Source organism: Microvirga zambiensis WSM3693, from assembly GCF_016735695.1.
Lineage (GTDB): Bacteria > Pseudomonadota > Alphaproteobacteria > Rhizobiales > Beijerinckiaceae > Microvirga > Microvirga zambiensis.
On sequence record NZ_JAERQD010000018.1, the window covers coordinates 20,174 to 40,185 of the forward strand.

Consider the following 20,012-nt stretch of genomic DNA (forward strand, 5'->3'; position numbering starts at 1 on the left):
CATTTCGAACCATCCCGCTACACGGATTAGAACCATTCCGGGGTGCAATCAGGGCAGGGGTCTTAAGGGTTTGCGTCTCAGCGTTAACAATTTGGCCTGTACCCGGGGAGAACGCCGCATCTTCGAAGGCGTTTCCTTCGACCTCGCGCCGGGCGAGGCCCTGGTGATCACCGGCCGCAACGGGGCCGGCAAATCCTCCCTGCTCGACATCCTGGCCGGGCGCCTGCATCCCGCCGCGGGAGCGATTCGCCTGGAGGGTGCCGGCGAGCGGATTCTGCCCGAATGCCTGCATTATGTCGGGCACAGGGATGCCCTCAAATCGGCGCTCACGGCGGAGGAAAACCTCGCCTTCGCCCGCGATTTTCTTGGGAGCCCGGCGCTCACCCCGCGGGAGGCTCTCGATGCTGTGGGCCTCGCCCATGCCGCCCGGCTCCCCGTCGCCTACCTCTCCGCCGGGCAGCGCCGGCGGGTGGCGCTCGCCCGCCTGCTCGTCGCCCACAGGCCGCTCTGGCTCCTCGACGAGCCGACCTCGGCGCTGGATACCTCCTCGCAGGAGACGTTGCGCCTGATTCTCGAAAGTCACCGGGAAAGCGGAGGGATGATTGCCGCTACGACCCATTCGCCTTTGTTCCTGAAGGACGCGAAGGAGATCAAGATCGATCGCATCCCTAACCCTCCCCCCTCCGCGGGGGAGGGTGCCGAGCGGAGCGAGGCGGGAGAGGGGGCGTCATCGTCGTCGTCCTTCCCCTCTCCCGGCCCTCCGGGCCACCCTCTCCCGCAGAGGGGAGAGGGATAATGCTCAGATCCTTCACCGCCCTCCTGATCCGCGACCTCAAGCTCGCCGCCCGCGTCGGCGGCTCGGGGGTGATGGGGCTGATCTTCTTCCTGATGATCGTCACGCTGATCCCCTTCGCCCTCGGGCCGGATCTCAACCTGCTCTCGCGCATCGGCCCGGCAATCCTCTGGATCGCGGCCCTGCTCGCGACCCTGATCGGCCTCGACCGCCTGTTCCAGGCCGATCAGGAGGACGGGTCCCTCGACCTCCTGCGCCTCTCGCATGCTCCGCTGGAGATCGTGGTTCTGGCCAAGGTCCTGGCCTATTGGCTGGTGACGGGCCTGCCGCTCGCCATCGCAGCGCCCTTCCTCGGCCTTCTCGTGGCGCTCTCGCCGGAAGGCATGCTGGCCATGGTGGCGACCCTTCTGGTCGGCACGCCGGCTCTCACCTTCATCGGCGCGGTCGGAGCGGCGCTGACCTCGTCGCTCAGGCGCGGCGGACTGATTCTCGCGATCCTCGTCCTGCCCTTCATGATCCCGACCCTGATCTTCGGGGTCTCGGCCGCCAATGCGGCGCTCGGCGGCACGATCCCGTTCATGACGCCCTTCCTGGTGCTGGTCGCCCTGTCGCTGATCGCGGCGGTCGTCGGCACGGTGGGGGCGGCGGCGGCGCTCAGGTCAGGGGAGTAGCAGGCCGATGAGGGAGCGTCTCGTCCTGCGCCTGCGCCGTTCCCTGACCGCTCCAGTCCCGAAGCCTGCCTGGCCTGCCGGGATCCGGCTCGCGCCGTTCGAGCCCGACCGGCATGCGCAACGGGTCCATGCCCTGCTTGTGGAGGCCTATGCCCGAGGCGGCGGCTATGTCGAACCCTTCGCGATCTGGTGGCCGAGCCTGCGCGACGATTCTGAATACGATCCGGCGCTGGTTTTCATGGCAGCGAACGAACAGGACGAGATCGTCGGCGTGGCGCAATGCTGGACGAGCGCCTTCGTGAAGGATCTCGCCGTCGTCCCCGCCATGCGCCGTCAGGGGCTGGGTTCGGCCCTGCTGAGCCATGTCCTCGGTAACTTTGCCGACAGAGGTTTTTCTCACGTCGATCTGAAGGTGGAGGCGGACAACCCGTCAGGCGCGCTTCGTCTCTATCGGTCGTTGGGTTTCGAGACGGTCGAGTCGTATCGTCTGGCCTAGAGCCGGAAACAGCTCCATTGCGCGGCGCCAATTCTCTGACTAAAGTCAGAGAATGACCGAGCGCCAGATCGAGCAGGTTCGCCGCTTCAACCGCATCGTCACGCAGCATGTGGGTGCGCTGGAGGACAGCTATCTCCGGCGCGGCCGACCCCTGGGACAGGCGCGGCTTCTGCACGAAATCGGACCAGAGGGCATTGAGGTGAGGGCCTTGCGCGACAGGCTCAAACTGGATTCGGGCTATGTCAGCCGTCTGCTTCGCGCGCTCGAAACACAGGGGCTCGTCGAGGTGCGGAGCGGGAAGGGTGATGGCCGCGTCCGCAAGGCTTTCCTGACACCAAAGGGCCGCTCCGAGCGGGCAACCTACGATACCCTGTCCGACGAGCTGGCCGCGTCCTTCCTCGCGCCCCTCGATCCCGCGCAGCGCGACCGCCTCGTCGCGGCCATGGCCGAGGTCGAATGCCTGCTGCGGGCGGGCGAGGTGGAATTGCGCTTCGAGGCCGCGGACAGCGCGGCGGCGCAATCCTGTCTGGAGCGGTATTTCGGCGAGCTCGCTCAGCGTTTCGAACTCGGCTTCGACCCCGCCAGGAGCAATTCCGCCAGCGTCGCGGAAATGACGCCTCCTGCGGGTTTCTTCATCGTGGCCTGGCTCGACGGCGAACCTGTCGGATGCGGTGCGCTCAAACTCGCGGACGCCATCACGGGCGAGATCAAGCGGATGTGGACCTCACCCTCCGCCCGCGGCCTCGGGATCGCGCGAAAGGTGCTGCGGGCGCTCGAGGACAAGGCACGCGAAACAGGCCTCGCGCGGCTGCATCTGGAAACCAACCGCACCCTGAGCGAGGCCCAGGCGCTGTATCGCCGGGAAGGCTATGCGGAGGTCGCAGCTTTCAACAGCGAGCCCTACGCGCATCACTGGTTCGAAAAGCGGCTTTGAGCGCGGCTAGGCTAGGCCGAACGCCGCATCGAACCCTTCCGCGCCTTCGCAGGTGAAGGTGAGCACGCGGCCGGCATCGCGCCGGATCCATTTTCGCTCGATCATCCGGTCGAGGATCGCGGCGCCCAAAGCGCCGCCGAGATGGCTGTGGCGTTCGCTCCAGTCGAGGCAGGCGCGGCAGAGAGGGCGGCGGCCCTTGTCCAGCCTCGCGAGATCGATGCCGAAATCGCCGAAGAAGGCGCGGCCCTTGTTCGTGAGTGCGAGATCTTGGCCGCCCTCGATGAGGCCCTGACGCTCGGCGCCCTGCAGCAGCGCGACGCCGCGCTCGCCGGCAAGATGATCGTAGCAGACGCGCGCAGATCGGAGCGCCGCATCCTTCGGGCCGGTTCTGACGCGGGTCGCTCCGGTGCGCTGGGCGAGGCCCATCAGGGCCTCAAGCACCTGCGCCACGTCCGGGCCGGAGAGCCGGAAATAGCGGTGCCGCCCTTGCTTTTCCGCGACGAGGAGGTTCGCCGCATCGAGCTTGGCGAGATGCCCGCTCGCCGTCTGGAGCGTGACGCCGGCCGCCTGGGCGAGCTCGCTCACGGTGAGCGCCCGCCCGTCCATGAGAGCGGTGAGGATATTGGCCCGGGCCGGATCGCCGAGAAGCGCGGCCACGGAGGCGATGACGGGACCTTCTTTCATACTTCGATCATAGCCGAAGCATGGATGTCGGGCAATCGGCTAATCTGCCTGGCATCGACGCAACAGGACACGATTCGATGATCACCTGCTTCATCCGCTACGAGATCGACCCGTTCAAGGTCGAGGCTTTCAACGAATATGCCCGCAACTGGGGCCAGGCCATTCCGCGCTGCGGCGCCGATCTGATCGGCTACTACGCTCCGCACGAGGGCTCGGCCACGACCGCTTACGGAGTCTACAACATCGGGTCTCTGGCCGCATACGAGTCCTACCGCGCCCGCCTGAAGGACGACCCGATAGGGCGCGCGAACTACGAATTTGCTAAACAGGAAAAATTCATCCGCCGGGAGGACCGGATCTTCCTCCGGCTCGCCTCGGCGCCCCATGCGGAGCTCTTGAAGCCATGATCGCGGTGATCTTCGAAGTCTGGCCGGACGGGGAGGACGGCAAGCGGGATTATCTCGGCCTCGCCGCAGCCTTGCGCTCGGACCTGACGGGCATGGACGGCTTCATCTCCGTCGAGCGCTTTCAGAGCCTGACCGAGCCGGACAAGATGCTGTCGCTGTCGTTCTGGCGCGACGAGGAGGCGGTGCGCGCCTGGCGCAACCTGCCCTCTCACCGCTCGACGCAAGGGGCGGGCCGTGCCGGCATCTTCCGCGATTACCGTCTGCGGGTGGCGGCAGTGATCCGCGATTACGGCCTGAACGAGCGCGCGGAGGCGCCCGACGACAGCCGCGAGGCGCATGAGGGCGTCAAGGCTTCGGAATCTGGCTGATAATTCAATTACCCCACGTCTACCTACCCCACGTCATGGCCGGCCTTGTGCCGGCATGAAAGATCACAACAGACGATATCGACCATCGACGCTGCCCCCTTGAGCTTTTGACCGGGGGGTATCGCCATATGTCCAAGACGAAAGTCCAAAAGCCGATACAGCCGCTTGAGACGGTCCGAGGGTCCCGGCCATCATTCTCCCCGCATCAAGGCCTTAAGCTGATTCCAAAAGCCTGCTCGATGGCGGGCTTGCCGTCCCGCTCGACGCGGTAGATGGCGCGGTAGAGGCCGGGGCGGAAGCCGCCCGCCGGCTGCTTGATGCCGGCAAAGGCCATCCACTGCGCCTTGGCGCGGTCGAGGGGCGGGGCCTTGTTCTGGGCGACCGGCTTGCCGTCGGAGTCGAAAAGGGTGAGCGTCTGCACGTCGCCGCCTTTCAGCCCGATGGCCCGCACATAGGCGACGAGGGCGGGCGAGCGGGTCGTCGGCACCTCCTGCTCCGTCGCGCCGGATTCGATCGCCTCCATCGTCACGGGGCCGCTCGCAAACCCCTTGTTGAGCACGCTGCCGCCCTGATAGGCCAGCGCCCGCTGGAGCGAGGCCTCCCACAGGGACTTGCCGCCGCCGCAGGACTTTTCGGGGGCGCCGTAGGCGAAGGGATCGACCGGCTTGCCGTCCTTGCGCAGGGTGAAATGCAGGTGCGGGAATTCCGTCATGCCGGAGAGCCCGATCCGACCGATCCGGTCGCCCGTCTTGACGATGTCGCCCGGCTTCACCGCGAGGCTGCCCTTGGCCATGTGGCAATACTGCGTCTCCCAGCCATTGCCGTGATCGACCACGGCGCCGTTGCCGCATTCGGTATTGCCGACGCTCTCGCGCCCGCGCCCGGCGATGGAAACGTCCTCGACCCCGTCGCGGACGCGCAAAACCTTGCCGTCTGCAGGCGCGACCACATCGACGCCCGCCTTCTGCGCCGCCATGGTCGGGATCCGGATATCGGTGCCGTTATGGTCGTCGTAGGTGAGGGTGCCGCATTGATAATCGCTCGCTGACGGCGAGGGATCGCGGTCGACATAATGCTGGATGAGGCAGTCGCGCCCGATCTCGCAGGCCACCGGCAGGCGCAGGGAAATGTCCTGCGCTGCAGCGGGACTGGACAGGAGGGCGAGGCCGATGAGGCCGGCAGATCCAAGACGCATGATCGCTCCGCAACAGTGATGCATGGAGTATAGGCCGGTTCGTGAGGCGGATGAAGGGCGGGGCGAATTCGGAGCCACTTCACACCACGTCATCACCGACCTTGTGCCGGTGATCCCGATTGGAAAAGCGTTGTGCCTCATAGCATCGGGATGGCCGGGACAAGCCCGGCCATGACGTCAAGACCTTGCTCCGTCAAGCCACTCAACATCCGCGAGGGGAGATGCGGCCACGCTCCTACGCACATGTCCTGACTGCACGAACGCCCTCGATACCCCTAAAAGCCCCCGATCCTGGCGAAAACGTTACGCGGCTTGCGGCGTTCTCTCCGTTGCAGGCATTTCTCAAGACCGCTACACCGAGCCCATGATCCGAGAGCTTGCCAATCCGACCCGCTTCATGAGCCTCAGCGGCACGCTGCTGCCGTGGCTGGGAGGGCTGGCGGCGCTGCTGATAGTCATCGGGCTCTACATGGTCTGGTTCACCGCGCCCGCCGATTACCAGCAGGGCGAGACGGTCAAAATCATGTACATCCATGTGCCGGCGGCTTGGTTGTCCCTGTTCTTCTACATGACCATGGCGGCCTCGGCGCTCGGGACCCTGGTCTGGCGCCATCCGCTGGCGGACGTGTCGCAGAAGGCGGCCGCCCCCATCGGTGCCGCCTTCACGCTGATCTGCCTCGTCACCGGCTCGCTCTGGGGCAAACCCATGTGGGGCACCTATTGGCAATGGGATGCCAGGCTTACCTCCATGCTCGTGATGCTGCTGATCTATCTCGGCATCCTCGCGCTCTGGCGTGCCATCGAGGAGCCCAACCGCGCCGCCCGCGCCGTGTCGATCCTGACCCTTGTGGGCGCCGTGAACGTGCCGATCGTGAAATTCTCCGTCGATTGGTGGAACACCCTGCACCAGCCGGCCTCGGTCTTCCGCCTCGACGGCCCGACGATCCATGCCTCCATGCTCGTGCCGCTTCTGATCATGGCGCTCGCCTTCACCCTCGTCGGCGTGGCCCTGCATCTCTCCGGCATGCGCACGGAGATCCTGCGCCGCCGGGTGCGCACCCTCACCATCCTCGAGGCCGAGCGCCTCGACGCACAGGCGGCTTGAACCATGTCGCACGGCTTCTTCATCGCGTTCTCCTATATCCTGACGGCTCTCGTCGTCCTCGGACTGATCCTGCGCGCCGTCATCGATCACCGTATCCAGGTGAACGCGCTCGCCGATCTCGAATCGCGCGGCATCGGCCGGAGGTCGCGCCGTGGCTGAGGCTGTCGAGCGCCCACGCTCGCGCCTCCTCTTCCTGCTGCCGGCGCTGGTTTTCATCGCGCTGGTGGTGCTTTTCGGAATGCAGCTGATCTCGGGGAGAAACCCGGCCGAGGTGCCCTCGGTCCTCATCAACAAGCCGGTCCCGGTCTTCAGCCTCGCGCCGCTCGAAGGCCTGCTCGCCAACGGCCGGCCCGTGCCCGGCTTCTCGAACGAGGACCTCAAGGGCCGCGTGACCGTGGTGAACGTCTGGGCCTCCTGGTGCGCCCCCTGCCGCCAGGAGCACCCGCTGCTGGTCGATCTCGCGAAGGATCCGTCGATCCGCGTCGTCGGCATCAACCAGAAGGACAATCCTGACAACGCCCGCCGCTTCCTCGGCACCCTCGGCAATCCGTATGCGGCCGTCGGCACTGACCCGAACGGCCGCGCCTCCATCGATTGGGGCGTCTACGGCGTCCCCGAAACCTTCATCGTCGGTCCCGACGGCACCATCCGCCACAAGCATATCGGGCCGCTGACGCCCGAGAATTTCGGGGCGTTCAAGGAGCGCTTGAGCCAAATCCCGCGCGTTTGAGCCGGTTGATCGCCACGTCGAGCGCCGAGAGGAAGGCTGAGCGGTCCTTTTGTGAAAACGCCTTCGGCCCGCCTGTCACCTCGCCCATGGCGCGCAGGTCCTCCATCAGGTTGCGGGTGGCGAGCGCCATGCCGATGGAAGCTTCGGAAAAGGGCTTTCCGGTGGGGCCGATCACCTCGGCGCCGGCCTTGACGCAGCGGCTCGCCAGCGGAATGTCGGCGGTGATCACGATGGCCCCGCGACAGGCGCGTTCGGCGATCCAGTCGTCGGCGGCGTCGAAGCCGCTGCCGACGATGACGCGCTCGATCAGCGGGTCCTGCGGCACCTGCAGGAAGGCGTTCGAGACCACGAAGACCTTGACCCCGTGGCGGGCGGCGACCCGGTAGATCTCCGGCTTCACCGGGCAGGCATCCGCGTCGACGTAAAGGGTGATCGGCTGGAAGGTCTCGTCCATGGACCATATATCCTTCGGGCGGGGGCGGCTTTCGGCCGACCGGTGGGTCGTGACGGCATCACCGGCCAGCAAGAGCCGTGGCTGCAGAGCCTTAGAGCATTCTTGGGCGAAGTGGACCCGGTTCGCCGCCAAAAATGCGGCAAACCAACGAAGGGAGATGATTCCACGACCGTGGAACCAGCTCCAGATTATCAATCCGGCCGGGAGCCAAAAGAAACCTGTGACCCCTCGATCCCGCATCCGCGCCGCTGTCGGCCTGATCAACAACCTGCGTACCACCCCCGTGCTCAGCGATGCCACGCATCGGCTGATCCGCGAGGCCGATACCGGCGCGCTGCAGCGGGCGGGCATCGCGCGCATCGTCACCGGCGGGCTGCTGCTGCTGGCCGTCGTGATCGCGACCGCCAGCATCGATTTCACCAACCCGATGGCGGTCAAGCAGATCTGGGCCGCGGAGCTGACCCTGGCCCTGTTCGGCATGCTGGGCTGGGTCGGTGCATGGCTTGCCTCGAAGCGGATCGCCATCGAGCAGCTGCCGGTGATCACCGCCCTGCTCGATGCCGTCCTGGTCCTCGGCAATCTGGCCTACAGCCATTGGGGCCTGGGCGTGCCGGGCAGCTTCTATTCGGTCTTTCCGGTCGCCTGGGTGGTGCCGATCACCATGGCTGCCGCCGCGATTCATTATCAGCCCCGTCTGCAGGTCTTCGTCGGCGCCGTCTACGTGGTGGGCCTGTCGCTGCTCGCCTTCGGAAGCGACGTGATGAGCCCGCAGGAGCGGCAGCAGGACCTCGCGGCCATGGGCGCCCTGTTCTCAGCCCAGGCCAACATGGTCCGCATCGTCATGGTCTTCGCGGCCGGCCTGATCCTGATCCTGGTGGCGCGCCAGGGACGGCTGATGCTGGAGCGGGCCGTGCGCGAGACGACCTTGCGCGTCACGCTCACCCGCTACCTGCCGCGCGAGCTCGCGCCCATCCTCACCGACCAGTCCTTCGCGTCCCTGCGTCAGGGTCGGCGCATTCCGGTGACACTGCTCTTCGTCGATATCCGCGCCTCGACCACCTTCGGCGAGACCATGGAACCGGCGCAGCTCGCCGTCTTCATCACCTCCTTCCGCAGGCGTGTCATCCGGGCCGCGTCGCGCCATGGCGGCGTCATCGACAAGTTCACCGGCGACGGAGCGCTGATCCTCTTCGGCGTGCCGGGGGCGCGGGACGGCGACGCACAGCGCGCGCTCGCCTGCGGCCAGACCCTGTTGTCCCTCATCGAGCGCTGGAACGCCAAGCGCGGCTTCAACCCGCCGGTACGGCTCGGCATCGGCATTCACACGGGCGACGTGTTCTGCGGCGTGGTCGGCGACGAGAGCCGGCTCGAATTCACCGTCGTCGGCGAGACCGTCAACATCGCCTCGCGCATCGAGCAGGCGACGAAGGCCGCCGGCTGCGAGCTTCTCGCTTCACAGGAAGCCGTGATGGCGGCGGGCGAGGCGGATCTCTGGTGCGAGGTCGCCTGCGAGCCCCTGCCGGGGGTTACGCGGAAGATGGTGCTGATGAAGCCGGTGGGGTGAAGGTTGATACCACACGCCACGTCATCACCGGCCTTGTGCCGGTGATCCCATTACGAGAGGCGCCGATGTCTCATCGTATCGAGATGGCCGGGACAAGCCCGGCCATGACGTGAGAGGGGTGTTTAAACCTCTCCCGCCTTCTTCACCTCGTGCCGCAGCAGAAGCGGCGTCTGCGCCAGCGCGAAGGCGATGGTCAGCGGCATGATGCCGAAGACCTTGAAACTGACCCAGAAATCCGTGGTCTGCGTGCGCCAGACGATCTCGTTCAGCGCGGCAAGCGCGAAGAAGAACAGCGCCCAGCGCAAGGTCAGCTTGCGCCATCCCTCCTCGTCGAGCTCGAACACGCTGTCGAGCACGATCTGGAGGAGCGGCTTGCGGAAATAGAGGCCGCCGAGCAGCACGAGGCCGAACATGGTGTTCACGATGGTCGGCTTGAGCTTGATGAAGGTCTCGTCCTGCAGGAACAGCGTCAGCCCGCCGAACACCACCACCACGATGCCCGATACCATCGGCATGATCGGCAGCTTGCGGACGAGGAGATAGCTGATGGCAAGCGCGATCACGGTCGCCACGATGAAGATGCCCGTGGCGGCGAAGATGCGATGATCTTCCGCGAAGCCGAAGCGGTCGCCATAGGCGTTGCCGAAGAAGAACAGGGCGAGCGGGCCCAGTTCGAGGACAAGCTTGAGGAGAGGAGGGAGGCGCTTTTCTTCTGTCATGAGGTTGCTTCTAACCCGGCAATGGCTTTCGCGAAATCCCGTGCGGTGAAAGGTTCCAGGTCCTCGACCCCCTCACCGACGCCGATGAAATGCACCGGCAGGCCGAATTTGGCAGCCAGTGCCACCAGGATGCCGCCCCGCGCCGTGCCGTCGAGCTTGGTCATCACGAGGCCCGTGACGCCCGCAACCTTCTGGAACAGCTCGACCTGGCTGATGGCGTTCTGGCCCACCGTCGCGTCGAGGACGAGAAGCGTGGCATGCGGCGCGCTCGGATCGAATTTCTTCACCACGCGCACGATCTTCTCGAGCTCGGCCATGAGGCCGGCCTTGTTCTGCAGGCGCCCAGCGGTGTCGATGAGGAGCACGTCGGAGCCGTTCGCCTTCGCTTCCTCAAGCGCATCGTAGGCGAGGCCGGCCGCGTCGGCGCCCTGTGCGCGGGCCAGCACCGGCGCGCCGACCCGCTCGCCCCACACCTTCAGCTGCTCGATGGCCGCGGCGCGAAACGTGTCGCCGGCGGCGAGCATCACCCTCAGACCTTGGCTCCGGAATTTTTGGGCAAGCTTGCCGATGGTCGTGGTCTTGCCCGCCCCGTTCACACCGATCATCAGGATCACGAAAGGCTTTTTCGTCCTGTCGACGGAAAGTGCCTGGGCGACGGGCTGGAGCGCCTTTTCCACCTCGCCGGCGAGGATCGCCTTCACCTCCTGCGGCGAGATCTCCTTGTTGTAGCGTCCGGCGGCGATGGCCTCTGTGATGCGCATGGCGGTGGGTACGCCGAGATCGGCCTGGACCAGTGCATCCTCAAGCTCCTCCAGCGTGGCATCGTCGAGCTTGCGCTTGGTGAAGAGGCCGGTGACGCTGTCCGACAGGGACGACGAGGTGCGGCGCATGCCATCCGTCAGGCGCTGCCACCAGCCCCGGCCCGGGGCCGGCTGCAATTCCCGGGCTGGCGTGGGAAGCACCTCGGCGGGAGCGGGTTCGGGTGCCGGCAGGTCCGCGGCTGCGATGTCCGAGCGCAGGACGGGGCCTGCCTCGGTCGCAATGCTCGGCAGCGGCTCAAGGGGAGCCGTGTTCTCCGGATCGATGCCCTCGACGGGCTGAAGATCGGCGCCGGCCAGTTCCGCCGGCGTCTTGTCCTCCTCCGGCGTATCGGGCGAGGCGGTGGTGACCGTCGAGGGGGCAGCGGTCAGATCGTCGGCGGCATTCGCGGGCGGGGAGGGCAGCGTTTCCGGATGGCCGCCGGCTTCCGGCAGGGCGCCGGGCAGCGGCGTTTCCGGCGCCGGCACGGGAGCCGCAGGAGCTTCCGCCTTGCGCCCGAACAGACGGGAAAGAAATCCGGGCTTGTTCTCGGCCATGGGTCTCGCTGTGCCTTTCAAGAATGAAACGTGCGTGCCTCATAACGCATCATGCGCAAAAGTGGACCCGGTTTTCGGCGCCCCACCATGCGCCCGCATGAAGCTTCAGCATCGGATGGATCCCGAAAGTTGCTTCCACTTTCGGGTCCGATGCTCTAGCCGAGACACCATGAATGCGGAAGAGATAGTGAGCCGATTGCTCTATCGCGATGCCCTGATGCTCGTGATCGACAAGCCCGCCGGGCTGCCGGTGCATCCCGGCCCCAAGGGCGGCGAGACTCTGTTTCATCATTTGGACGCCCTCCGCTTCGGTTTGCCGCGCCGTCCGGAAGCAGCGCACCGTCTCGACAAGGACACCTCCGGCTGCCTCGTGCTCGGCCGCCATCCCAAGGCCATCGCCCGGCTGAACGAGCTTTTCCGCAGGAACGAGGTCGACAAGGTCTATTGGGCGGTGGTCGAAGGCGGGCCGGAAGCCGAGGAGGGCGAGATCGATCTGCCGCTCGCGCCGAAATCGCCCGACCGCGGCTGGTGGATGAAGGTGGATTCCAAGGGCCAGCCCTCGCTGACGCGGTGGCGGGTTCTGGGGCGGAGCCACACCTCCCCCTTGAGGGGGGAGGTCACGCCGGAGGCGCGGGAGGGGGTGGGAAACTCCAAATCTGAGACTGTCTTGCTGCCACCCCACCCCGGAGCGCTGACGCGCTCCGACCTTCCCCCTCAAGGGGAGGGTGAAAAGCGCCTGACCCTCCTCGAACTGCGCCCGATCACCGGCCGCACCCATCAGCTGCGCGTCCATTGCGCTGCCTCGGGCTTTCCGATTCTGGGCGATCCGATCTACGGCACGGCGCCGCGCTTCGGCGGCCCGGGTCTGCATCTGCATGCGCGAAGCATCACCCTCCCGCTCTATCCGAAGAAGCCGCCGATCACCGTGCAGGCGCCTGTGCCGGAGCATATGCGGGAGCGGGTGAAAGCGTGCGGCGTCATCCCGGACGGCGCAGCCGATCCGGGAGCGTTTGCAGAATAGAGCGCGTGTCCCTCCCCCTTGCGGGGAGGGGCAGGGGTGGGGGTCGTGCAGCCGGGTGAGCCCGTCCCGTCACCCCCGCCACGTCATGGCCGGCCTTGTGCCGGCCATCCCGATACGGTGAGGCTCAGCGCTTTTCTCAATCGAGATCACCGGCACTGGTCCCCGGATCAAGTCCGGGGAGGTGATGACGTCGAGAGAGCGTAAAAAGCGCAGCACTCCGAGTTTCCGACCCCGTCCTGTATCTCTCCGCAAGGGGGAAGGGAAGAAACGCGCTGCCTCCTCGCGCTGAGATGATCCGCCAAATTAGGCCGCGAGCAATTCCTTGCCGTCGTGCCCCGCGATGGTGGCGGGCACGATCTCGCCCGGGGTCACGGGCTTGTCGAAACGCACCAGCGTGAAGCCTTCCGTGCGGCCGAGCCGGTTCGACTCGATCAAAACGTTGCGGCGCGCGCCGATCTCTTCGCCGAGATGCTTGAGCAGGGCGGCCTCGCCCTTTGCGCGCAATCGTCTCGCACGATCCTTCACCACGTCGCGGGCCACCTGCGGCATGCGTGCGGCCGGGGTGCCGGGGCGGGGCGAGAAGGGGAAGACGTGGAGATGCGTCAGGCCGCATTCCTCGACGATGGCGAGGGAGCGGGAAAACATCTCCTCCGTCTCCGTCGGAAAGCCCGCGATGATATCGGCGCCGAAGACCATGTCGGGGCGAAGGCGCTTCACCTGGTTGCAGAACGCAATCGCATCGCCTCGCAGATGGCGCCGCTTCATGCGTTTCAAAACCATGTCGTCGCCGGCCTGCAGCGAGAGATGCAGATGCGGCATCAGGCGCGACTCGCTGGCGATGACGTCGAGAAGATCGTTGTCCGCCTCGACGGAATCGATGGAGGAGATGCGCAGGCGTTCCAGTTCCGGCACGTGGCGCAGGAGGCTTTTCACCATGGCGCCGAGCGTCGGCTCGCCGGGCAGGTCCTTGCCGTAGCTCGTGATGTCGACGCCGGTGAGCACCACCTCGCGCGAGCCGTGCTCCACCAGGGTCCGCACCTGATCCACCACCGCGCCCATGGGCACGGAGCGGGAATTGCCGCGGCCGTAGGGAATGATGCAGAAGGTGCAGCGATGGTCGCAGCCGTTCTGCACCTGCACGAAGGCGCGGGTGCGCCCGCGCATGCCGTCGATGAGATGCACGGCGGTTTCCTTCACCGCCATGATGTCGTTGACGAGAACCTTCTCGCTCGTGCCGACGCCGAAGTCGCGCATCCCGGCCCAGGTCTCGGCCTTCATCTTCTCGTGGTTGCCGACGACTTGAGAGACCTCCGGCATCGCCGCGAAGGTCTCCGGCTCGACCTGTGCGGCGCAGCCGGTCACGATGATGCGGGCATCGGGCTTCTCGCGGGCGAGCTTGCGGATCGACTGGCGCGCCTGGCGCGTCGCCTCGGCGGTCACGGCGCAGGTGTTGACGATCACCACCTCGCCCAAGCCCGCTTCCTGCGCGTGGCGCTGCATCGCCTCCGACTCGTATGTGTTGAGCCGGCAGCCGAAGGTGACGACCTCAACCGCCATCACGCCACCTCGGTGAACAGGGCAGGCGAGAAAATGCCCTCGTGCTCCAGCTCGGTCGGGCCGGTCATGAGCACGTGGCCGTCGCTCTCGCGCCATTCGATGACGAGATCGCCGCCGGGCAGCGTCACCACCGCCTTGCGGCCGGTCAGGCCCTTGCGCGCGGCCGCGACGAGGGTGGCGCAGGCGGCGGAGCCGCAGGCGCGGGTCGCGCCGGCGCCGCGTTCCCAGACGCGCAGCACGATGTGGTCCGAGCTTGCCACTTGAGCGAACGAGATGTTGGCGCGCTCCGGCAGGGCCTGATCGTGCTCGAAGACCGGGCCGATCTTGGCGAGATCGTAGGCGAGCGCGTTTTCTACCCAGAAGATCACGTGCGGGTTGCCCATGCTCACCGCCGAGGGGGTCTTGAGCTCGGGCGCCTCGGGCAGCGACGTGTCGAGGGCGATGGTGCGGGTGTCCGGATAAGGATCGCGCAAGGGTATCGCGTTCCACTCAAGCCGCGGCGGGCCCATATCGACGGTGAAAACCTTGTCCGAAACGCGCTCGACCGGCAGCAGCCCGGCCTTGGTCTCGAGCACGAGGTCGCCCGCGACCGGGCGGCTCATGACCGGATCGGCCGTCATCGCCCAGGCGACGCAGCGGGTGCCGTTGCCGCAGGCGCCCGATTCCGAGCCGTCCGTGTTGTAGATCAGCATATAGGCATCGGTGCCGGGAGTGACCGGATCGTGCAGGACCATGAGCTGGTCGAAGCGCGAGCGCGGGTCGGACGCGATGGCGCGCGCTTCCGCCGCACTCACGCGATGGCTCGAGCCGCGCAGGTCGAGCACCGTGATCTCGTTGCCGAGACCGTTCATTTTCAGGAAGCGGCTGTTCGAAAGGGTGTTCATGGGGCCGTATATGGCTCAAAACGCCGAAAATCGCGAGGGGGGTCGCGACACTCCGTGAGCCTGATGGTCGCCAAGCCCCAGTATCTCGCCTTAAAGACGTCGCGCCGCCGCCCCCGGATGCTCTCGCCGCTGCCAAGAAAGCCTCCTATGGTGCAGCACATTATCCCTCCTGATTCGGGTCAAGGCGTCCTTCCCATGCGGCTGCGCTCTTCTGGTGTCCTCCTCGTTCTCGCCCTCTGCTCGAGCGTCGCCCTCGCGCAGACGCCCCCAGCCGCCTCTCCGCCACCCGCTGCTCCCGCCGCGCCGGCGGCCCCCGCTCCCGCTGAACCTCCGGCGGCCCCGCAGACGCAATCCGCTCCGAGCCCTGCTCCGGCCAATCCGCAGACATCCGCCCCGGCCACGCCTGCTCCTGCAGCCCCCGCGCCGGTGCAGCAGGCCGATCGTACGACCCTCTTCCCCGGTCCGAGCGATCCGACCGGGGTGGAAGAGGGTGTGCTGCTCTCCAAGCCCACTCTTGTGTTCTCGGGCACCAGCACCTGGGACGAGGCCTTCGACAACCTGAAGAACGCCTTCACCAAGATCGCGGGCGAGATGAAGAAGGCCGGGATCGCGCCGGCCGGCCGGCCGCTGACGATCTTCGTCGATACCGACGACAACGGCTTCAAATACGAGGCCATGGTGCCGATCGCGAAGGTGCCCGAGGGCAAGACCGAGCTCACCCCCGAGATCAAGTTCGGCCGCACGCCGGAGGGCAAGTCCTTCCGCTTCGTGCACAAGGACGCCTATGACGAGATCGACGGCACCTACGAGACGATCACGGCCTATCTCGACATCAAGGAGATCGTCGCCAAGGACGCCTTCATCGAGGAATACGTGAGCGAGTTCACGGATTCGCAGGACACCAATTTCGAGGTGAACATCTACGTTCAGCCGAAAGAATGATCGCGCTCTTCGACCTCGACGGGACGCTCACGGACCCGAAAGCGGGCATCACGCGCTCGACCCAATACGCCCTTGAGAGGCTGGGGCGGCCCGTGCCGGAGGCGGATGCGCTGACCTGGATGATCGGTCCGCCCCTGATCGCCAGCTTCACGAAGCTGTTGCGTGAGCCGGCGGAGGCAGCGGAGGCCGTGCGCCTCTACCGGGAACGCTACAGCGATGTCGGCATGTTCGAGAACGAGGTCTATCCCGGCATCCCGGGCTTGCTGCAGAACCTGCAGGAGAAGGGCGTCCGCCTCTATGTCGCGACGTCGAAGCTCCAGGTCTTCGCACGGCGGATCCTCGATCATTTCGAGCTGTCGCGCTTTTTCATCGAGATCTACGGCTCGGAGCTCGACAACCGGAATGCCGACAAGCGCGATCTCATACGGCATGTTCTCGCTCAAGAGCGCTTCGATCCGGCGCATGCCGTGATGATCGGCGACCGGGAGCACGATGCCATCGGTGCGAAGGCCAACGGCATCGCGTCCATCGGCGTCACCTGGGGCTACGGCTCCCGGCAGGAGCTGCTGGATGCGGGCGCGGCCCGCCTCGTCGACGATCCGCACGGGCTGGAGGAGGCGATCCTCACGCTGACGGCGTCCACGTCTCGCCCGGCCGCAACGGCCTGAACCGGCTCCCCGGAATCTCGGCCGCTTCAAGCGCCGCCGCCAGTTCCTGCGGCGGCTCGTCGACGCCCTCGTTGGTGAGCCGGAACGTGCCCCAATGGTGGCCGAGCGCCTGCTCCGCCTCGACGATGCGCAGCACCTTCACCGCATCCTCCGGGTTCATGTGCTGCGGTTCCATGAACCAGCGCGGCTCATAGGCGCCGATGGGCAGATGGGCGACACGTGGCTTGCCGAAGCGCTCGCGCATTCCGTGAAAGATTTTTCCGTCGCCGAAGCCGGTATCGCCGATATGGTAGATCGTGCCCGCCGGCGTGGTGAGCACATAGGCGCACCAGAGCGCCATGCGCCGGTCGTTGATGCCCCGCGCCGACCAGTGATAGGCGGGCTCCACATGGGCCGTGACGCCGCGTCCCAGGTCGAAGGAGCCGCCCCAGTCCCGCGTCTCGACCGGGATTTCGGGATGCTCGGCCCGGATCACCGCATCGTTGCCGAGGGGTGCTACGATCTTTGGGCGATGCTTCTGCCAGAGCCTTCCCAAGGTCTCGGTGTCGAGATGGTCGTAATGGTTGTGGGTGATCAGCACCGCGTGGATCGGCGGCAGGTCCTCGAAGGCGATGCCGGGCGGATTGACCCGCTTGGGGCCGGCGAAGGAGACCGGGCTCGCCCGCTCGGAAAAGACCGGATCGGTGAGGATGTTGAGCCCCGCCACCTGGATCAGGAACGAGGCATGGCCGATCAGCGCCGAGCGCAGGCCCTCGACCGCAGCCGGCGGCTTGTCCCGGAACGGGCTCAAAAAGGTCTCCGGCCAGTCCTTGCGCCCGCCGCCGAGCTGCCAGCGGGCCAGCTCCAGAAACCCCTTGTCCTGCGGCTGCCCCGGAGAAAAGAAGCGCACCCCGTCGAAATGATCCGTGACCGGGCCTTCGTAATAGCGGTTCCTCGCCCGGGCGGCGGTCATCCAGCCGAGAGCGCCCGTGGCGGCGAGAACGGGAAGGCCGAGGGCTTTGAGAAGGGTGCGGCGGTTCATCAGGGCATCATCTGTGGTGAAGCTTTAAGCGTGGGGATGCGGGTGCGGATACGCAAGACTTCGTAGGGTCATCCTGGACAGCGAAAGCCGATCCGGGATCGGGCACAGAATAGAGCGCGTGTTTCTCTCCCCTTGCGGGGAGGGGTAGGGTGGGGTGGTATAGCTGGGTGAGAACGTCCCGTCACACGCGCCAGGTCATGGCCGGCCTCGTGCCGGCCATCCCGATACGGTGGAGCTCAGCGCTTTTCTTAATCGAGATCACCGGCACGAGGCCGGTGATGACGTCGAGAGAGTTACAACGCGGGGAGTTCCTGAGATCCTGAGGGATGGAAGAAGGCCGCATAAGCCTCAAGCCTCTCCGTTTCCGACCCTTTCCTTGACTCCGCCGCCTTTTCCCCTTAAGCGCTGACCGCAAATCTGTAGAGCGAGCCCTTTTGAGCCGCCGACCAGCCCGAGAGGCTGGAGGTCAACGTCCGACAGCGCGATGCGCCCTCGGGCGCGCTTTCATTTGGCTTTGCCCTACGCCGTCATGACCGGGCTTGTCCCGGTCATCCACGCCTTTGCCCTAGGCTTGTAAGACGTGGATGGCCGCATCAAGTGCGGCCATGACGAAAAAGGATGAAACGGATGTCGGACGACGCATTGCGCATCGAGGACGCGGTCAACGAGACCTGCCCGTGGTCGGGAAAGCCGATCGCGGCGGATTCGCTCACCCTTTATCGCGGCGAGGTGGTCGGCTTCTGCAATCCTGGCTGCCGCGACAAGTTCAAGGCGGCGATCGACCAGTTTGAAAAGGCACTTGCGGATCGCGATGTACCCCTCATCGCAAAAGGAATTGAGTGACCATGTTCGAAGGCCTTTCCGACAAGCTTTCCAATATTCTCAACGGGCTGACGCGCCGCGGCGCGCTCACCGAGGAGGATGTCAACGCGGCGCTTCGTGAGGTCCGCCGCGCCCTGCTCGAGGCCGACGTGGCCCTGGAGGTGGTGCGCTCGTTTACGGACAAGGTGCGCTCCCGCGCGGTCGGCGCCGAGGTGGTCAAGTCGGTCTCTCCCGGCCAGCAGGTGGTCAAGATCGTCCATGACCAGCTCGTCGAGATGCTGGGCTCGGATGCGGAGGTGATCAGCCTCAACGCGGTTCCTCCCGTCGGAATCCTCATGGTCGGCCTGCAGGGCTCGGGCAAGACGACAACCACCGCCAAGATCGCCAAGCGCCTGACGGATCGCGACAACCGCCGCGTGCTCATGGCCTCCCTCGACACCCGCCGCCCGGCTGCCATGGAGCAGCTCGCGGTGCTGGGCAAGCAGGTCGGCGTCGATACGCTGCCCATCGTCGCCGGCCAGTCGGCGGTGCAGATCGCGCGGCGCGCCATGGAGGCCGCACGGCTCGGCGGCTACGACGTGGTGATGCTCGACACCGCCGGTCGCGTGACGGTCGACGAGGTGCTGATGGTCGAGGCAGCCGACGTGCGCGCCGCCACCAACCCGCATGAGGTGCTGCTCGTCGCCGATGCGCTCACCGGCCAGGACGCGGTCAACACCGCGCGTGCCTTCGACCAGCGCCTCGGCGTCACCGGCATCGTGCTCACGAGAATGGACGGCGATGCCCGCGGCGGTGCCGCGCTCTCGATGCGCGCCGTGACCGGCAAGCCGATCAAGCTCATCGGTACGGGCGAGAAGGTCGATGCGCTCGAGGAATTCCATCCGAGCCGCGTCGCCAACCGCATCCTCGGCATGGGCGACATCGTCTCGCTGGTCGAGAAGGCGGCGGAGAATTTCGACCAGGCGCAGGCCCAGCGCATGGCCGAGAAGATGCGCAAGGGCAAGTTCGATCTCGAAGACCTGCGCGACCAGCTCGCGCAGATGGAGAAGATCGGCGGCCTCTCCGGCATGATGGGCATGCTGCCCGGCGTCGCGAAGATGAAGTCGCAGCTCGAGAACGCCAATCTCGACGACCGGATCATCAAGCGCCAGCGCGCCATCATCGATTCCATGACGCCCTCCGAGCGCCGCAATCCGGACATCCTCAAGGCCTCGCGCAAGAAGCGCATCGCGGCAGGTGCCGGCGCGAAGGTCGAGGAGATCAACAAGCTTCTCAAGATGCACCGCCAGATGGCCGACGTCATGAAGATGATGGGCGGCGGCAAGGGCAAGGGCATGGCCGGCGCGCTCGGCAAGATGTTCGGCCTCGGCGGAGGGGCAGGAGGCATGGGCGGCATGCCCCAGCCGACGCCGGAGCAGATCGAGGCGCTGCAGAAGCAGATGGGCGGAAAGCTGCCCGACTTCCCCGGCGGCGCCGGCGGTCTTCCGGCCATGCCGAAGGGCACGCCGGGGCTTCCGGGTCTCGGCGGGGCTAAGATCCCGGGTCTTCCCGGAATCGGCGGCTTCCCGTTCGGGAAGAAGAAATAAGGTTTCGAGTTAACCGTCATTCCGGGACCGCGCAGC

General features: G+C 66.3%; 23 protein-coding genes. 15 read left to right on the plus strand and 8 right to left on the minus strand.

Going from position 1 to position 20,012, the window contains the following annotated elements:
• Positions 1 to 70: 70 nt before the first annotated feature.
• From ccmA to JKL46_RS15165, 4 genes are read left to right on the plus strand one after another with little or no spacing between them, the layout of a single operon-like run.
• On the plus strand, positions 71 to 796 hold the full coding sequence (ccmA, locus tag JKL46_RS15150) for a heme ABC exporter ATP-binding protein CcmA (RefSeq protein ID WP_201834200.1): 726 nt from the start codon (positions 71 to 73) through the stop codon (positions 794 to 796).
• Positions 796 to 1,464 carry a heme exporter protein CcmB gene (gene ccmB, locus JKL46_RS15155; RefSeq protein WP_201834202.1) on the plus strand — a complete coding sequence of 223 codons (669 nt, stop codon included), beginning with the start codon at positions 796 to 798 and terminating at the stop codon, positions 1,462 to 1,464. The genes ccmA and ccmB overlap by 1 nt, the downstream gene beginning before the upstream one ends.
• Before the next feature lie 7 nt (positions 1,465 to 1,471).
• The gene (locus tag JKL46_RS15160; protein WP_201834204.1) at positions 1,472 to 1,960 is read left to right on the plus strand and encodes a GNAT family N-acetyltransferase; all 489 of its coding nucleotides are present in this window, start codon (positions 1,472 to 1,474) and stop codon (positions 1,958 to 1,960) included.
• A 52-nt stretch (positions 1,961 to 2,012) separates the two neighbouring features.
• Positions 2,013 to 2,894 carry a bifunctional helix-turn-helix transcriptional regulator/GNAT family N-acetyltransferase gene (locus tag JKL46_RS15165; RefSeq protein WP_201834222.1) on the plus strand — a complete coding sequence of 294 codons (882 nt, stop codon included), beginning with the start codon at positions 2,013 to 2,015 and terminating at the stop codon, positions 2,892 to 2,894.
• Positions 2,895 to 2,900: 6 nt separating this feature from the next.
• On the opposite strand, the gene JKL46_RS15170 is transcribed toward JKL46_RS15165, so the two are convergent.
• Positions 2,901 to 3,578, minus strand: coding sequence for an ArsR/SmtB family transcription factor (locus JKL46_RS15170; protein WP_201834224.1), 678 nt, complete (start codon positions 3,576 to 3,578; stop codon positions 2,901 to 2,903).
• A gap of 77 nt (positions 3,579 to 3,655) precedes the next feature.
• On the opposite strand from JKL46_RS15170, the gene JKL46_RS15175 reads away from it, so the two are divergent.
• Together JKL46_RS15175 and JKL46_RS15180 are read left to right on the plus strand one after the other, a co-directional pair.
• A complete protein-coding gene (locus tag JKL46_RS15175; protein ID WP_201834226.1) occupies positions 3,656 to 3,985 on the plus strand; it encodes an NIPSNAP family protein in 330 nt (109 codons plus the stop codon).
• Positions 3,982 to 4,353, plus strand: coding sequence for an antibiotic biosynthesis monooxygenase family protein (locus JKL46_RS15180; protein ID WP_201834228.1), 372 nt, complete (start codon positions 3,982 to 3,984; stop codon positions 4,351 to 4,353). Before JKL46_RS15175 ends, JKL46_RS15180 begins: the two co-directional genes overlap by 4 nt.
• 205 nt (positions 4,354 to 4,558) lie before the next feature.
• On the opposite strand, the gene JKL46_RS15185 is transcribed toward JKL46_RS15180, so the two are convergent.
• The gene (locus tag JKL46_RS15185; RefSeq protein WP_201834231.1) at positions 4,559 to 5,548 is read right to left on the minus strand and encodes a M23 family metallopeptidase; all 990 of its coding nucleotides are present in this window, start codon (positions 5,546 to 5,548) and stop codon (positions 4,559 to 4,561) included.
• 364 nt (positions 5,549 to 5,912) lie between these two features.
• Here JKL46_RS15185 and JKL46_RS15190 point away from each other — a divergent pair, with 364 nt between their 5' ends.
• The 3 genes from JKL46_RS15190 to JKL46_RS15200 are packed head-to-tail and all read left to right on the plus strand — an operon-like array spanning position 5,913 to position 7,383.
• Complete coding sequence (locus JKL46_RS15190; protein ID WP_201834233.1) at positions 5,913 to 6,653, plus strand: heme ABC transporter permease; 741 nt, start codon at positions 5,913 to 5,915, stop codon at positions 6,651 to 6,653.
• Between the two features lie 3 nt (positions 6,654 to 6,656).
• Entirely contained in the window at positions 6,657 to 6,812 is a 156-nt protein-coding gene (ccmD, locus tag JKL46_RS15195) for a heme exporter protein CcmD (protein ID WP_201834235.1), read from the plus strand.
• Positions 6,805 to 7,383, plus strand: a complete 579-nt coding sequence (locus JKL46_RS15200; RefSeq protein ID WP_201834237.1) for a DsbE family thiol:disulfide interchange protein — start codon at positions 6,805 to 6,807, stop codon at positions 7,381 to 7,383. Before ccmD ends, JKL46_RS15200 begins: the two co-directional genes overlap by 8 nt.
• Here JKL46_RS15200 and JKL46_RS15205 read toward each other — a convergent pair.
• Positions 7,349 to 7,837: a YaiI/YqxD family protein gene (locus tag JKL46_RS15205; protein WP_201834239.1), complete on the minus strand. Its 489-nt coding sequence runs from the start codon at positions 7,835 to 7,837 to the stop codon at positions 7,349 to 7,351. The genes JKL46_RS15200 and JKL46_RS15205 overlap by 35 nt on opposite strands.
• 220 nt (positions 7,838 to 8,057) lie before the next feature.
• On the opposite strand from JKL46_RS15205, the gene JKL46_RS36580 reads away from it, so the two are divergent.
• Positions 8,058 to 9,401, plus strand: a complete 1,344-nt coding sequence (locus JKL46_RS36580; protein WP_201834241.1) for an adenylate/guanylate cyclase domain-containing protein — start codon at positions 8,058 to 8,060, stop codon at positions 9,399 to 9,401.
• 122 nt (positions 9,402 to 9,523) lie between these two features.
• On the opposite strand, the gene JKL46_RS15215 is transcribed toward JKL46_RS36580, so the two are convergent.
• Entirely contained in the window at positions 9,524 to 10,120 is a 597-nt protein-coding gene (locus JKL46_RS15215; RefSeq protein ID WP_201834243.1) for a septation protein A, read from the minus strand.
• A complete protein-coding gene (ftsY, locus tag JKL46_RS15220; protein WP_201834246.1) occupies positions 10,117 to 11,475 on the minus strand; it encodes a signal recognition particle-docking protein FtsY in 1,359 nt (452 codons plus the stop codon). The genes JKL46_RS15215 and ftsY overlap by 4 nt, the downstream gene beginning before the upstream one ends.
• A gap of 169 nt (positions 11,476 to 11,644) precedes the next feature.
• Here ftsY and JKL46_RS15225 point away from each other — a divergent pair, with 169 nt between their 5' ends.
• Positions 11,645 to 12,496, plus strand: coding sequence for an RluA family pseudouridine synthase (locus JKL46_RS15225; protein WP_201834248.1), 852 nt, complete (start codon positions 11,645 to 11,647; stop codon positions 12,494 to 12,496).
• Between the two features lie 303 nt (positions 12,497 to 12,799).
• On the opposite strand, the gene mtaB is transcribed toward JKL46_RS15225, so the two are convergent.
• Positions 12,800 to 14,053 carry a tRNA (N(6)-L-threonylcarbamoyladenosine(37)-C(2))-methylthiotransferase MtaB gene (mtaB, locus tag JKL46_RS15230; protein ID WP_201834250.1) on the minus strand — a complete coding sequence of 418 codons (1,254 nt, stop codon included), beginning with the start codon at positions 14,051 to 14,053 and terminating at the stop codon, positions 12,800 to 12,802.
• Entirely contained in the window at positions 14,053 to 14,937 is an 885-nt protein-coding gene (gene dapF, locus JKL46_RS15235; RefSeq protein ID WP_201834252.1) for a diaminopimelate epimerase, read from the minus strand. The genes mtaB and dapF overlap by 1 nt, the downstream gene beginning before the upstream one ends.
• 195 nt (positions 14,938 to 15,132) lie before the next feature.
• Here dapF and JKL46_RS15240 point away from each other — a divergent pair, with 195 nt between their 5' ends.
• Positions 15,133 to 15,879, plus strand: a complete 747-nt coding sequence (locus JKL46_RS15240) for a GyrI-like domain-containing protein (RefSeq protein ID WP_201834254.1) — start codon at positions 15,133 to 15,135, stop codon at positions 15,877 to 15,879.
• A complete protein-coding gene (locus JKL46_RS15245) occupies positions 15,876 to 16,547 on the plus strand; it encodes an HAD family hydrolase (protein ID WP_201834257.1) in 672 nt (223 codons plus the stop codon). The genes JKL46_RS15240 and JKL46_RS15245 overlap by 4 nt, the downstream gene beginning before the upstream one ends.
• On the opposite strand, the gene JKL46_RS15250 is transcribed toward JKL46_RS15245, so the two are convergent.
• Positions 16,504 to 17,568, minus strand: coding sequence for an MBL fold metallo-hydrolase (locus JKL46_RS15250; RefSeq protein WP_201834259.1), 1,065 nt, complete (start codon positions 17,566 to 17,568; stop codon positions 16,504 to 16,506). The two genes, JKL46_RS15245 and JKL46_RS15250, sit on opposite strands and share 44 nt — an antisense overlap.
• Before the next feature lie 618 nt (positions 17,569 to 18,186).
• Between JKL46_RS15250 and JKL46_RS15255 the strand changes: the two genes are divergently transcribed.
• Complete coding sequence (locus JKL46_RS15255; RefSeq protein ID WP_201834261.1) at positions 18,187 to 18,411, plus strand: glutathione S-transferase; 225 nt, start codon at positions 18,187 to 18,189, stop codon at positions 18,409 to 18,411.
• 2 nt (positions 18,412 to 18,413) lie between these two features.
• Positions 18,414 to 19,976: a signal recognition particle protein gene (gene ffh / locus JKL46_RS15260; protein ID WP_201834434.1), complete on the plus strand. Its 1,563-nt coding sequence runs from the start codon at positions 18,414 to 18,416 to the stop codon at positions 19,974 to 19,976.
• The last annotated feature ends 36 nt before the right edge of the window (positions 19,977 to 20,012 follow it).

Bases quoted from the DNA above. Each gene is read 5' to 3' on its own strand.
- JKL46_RS15175 (WP_201834226.1), top strand. From the start codon at position 3,656: ATGATCACCTGCTTCATCCGCTACGAGATCGACCCGTTCAAGGTCGAG.
- JKL46_RS15185 (WP_201834231.1), bottom strand. From the start codon at position 5,548: ATGCGTCTTGGATCTGCCGGCCTCATCGGCCTCGCCCTCCTGTCCAGT.
- ccmD (WP_201834235.1), top strand. From the start codon at position 6,657: ATGTCGCACGGCTTCTTCATCGCGTTCTCCTATATCCTGACGGCTCTC.
- JKL46_RS15190 (WP_201834233.1), top strand. From the start codon at position 5,913: ATGATCCGAGAGCTTGCCAATCCGACCCGCTTCATGAGCCTCAGCGGC.
- ftsY (WP_201834246.1), bottom strand. From the start codon at position 11,475: ATGGCCGAGAACAAGCCCGGATTTCTTTCCCGTCTGTTCGGGCGCAAG.
- JKL46_RS15180 (WP_201834228.1), top strand. From the start codon at position 3,982: ATGATCGCGGTGATCTTCGAAGTCTGGCCGGACGGGGAGGACGGCAAG.
- JKL46_RS15240 (WP_201834254.1), top strand. From the start codon at position 15,133: ATGCGGCTGCGCTCTTCTGGTGTCCTCCTCGTTCTCGCCCTCTGCTCG.
- mtaB (WP_201834250.1), bottom strand. From the start codon at position 14,053: ATGGCGGTTGAGGTCGTCACCTTCGGCTGCCGGCTCAACACATACGAG.
- JKL46_RS15225 (WP_201834248.1), top strand. From the start codon at position 11,645: ATGAATGCGGAAGAGATAGTGAGCCGATTGCTCTATCGCGATGCCCTG.
- ffh (WP_201834434.1), top strand. From the start codon at position 18,414: ATGTTCGAAGGCCTTTCCGACAAGCTTTCCAATATTCTCAACGGGCTG.
- dapF (WP_201834252.1), bottom strand. From the start codon at position 14,937: ATGAACACCCTTTCGAACAGCCGCTTCCTGAAAATGAACGGTCTCGGC.
- JKL46_RS15250 (WP_201834259.1), bottom strand. From the start codon at position 17,568: ATGAACCGCCGCACCCTTCTCAAAGCCCTCGGCCTTCCCGTTCTCGCC.
- JKL46_RS15205 (WP_201834239.1), bottom strand. From the start codon at position 7,837: ATGGACGAGACCTTCCAGCCGATCACCCTTTACGTCGACGCGGATGCC.
- JKL46_RS15160 (WP_201834204.1), top strand. From the start codon at position 1,472: ATGAGGGAGCGTCTCGTCCTGCGCCTGCGCCGTTCCCTGACCGCTCCA.
- JKL46_RS15215 (WP_201834243.1), bottom strand. From the start codon at position 10,120: ATGACAGAAGAAAAGCGCCTCCCTCCTCTCCTCAAGCTTGTCCTCGAA.
- JKL46_RS15165 (WP_201834222.1), top strand. From the start codon at position 2,013: ATGACCGAGCGCCAGATCGAGCAGGTTCGCCGCTTCAACCGCATCGTC.
- JKL46_RS15170 (WP_201834224.1), bottom strand. From the start codon at position 3,578: ATGAAAGAAGGTCCCGTCATCGCCTCCGTGGCCGCGCTTCTCGGCGAT.
- JKL46_RS15245 (WP_201834257.1), top strand. From the start codon at position 15,876: ATGATCGCGCTCTTCGACCTCGACGGGACGCTCACGGACCCGAAAGCG.
- JKL46_RS15255 (WP_201834261.1), top strand. From the start codon at position 18,187: ATGAAACGGATGTCGGACGACGCATTGCGCATCGAGGACGCGGTCAAC.
- ccmB (WP_201834202.1), top strand. From the start codon at position 796: ATGCTCAGATCCTTCACCGCCCTCCTGATCCGCGACCTCAAGCTCGCC.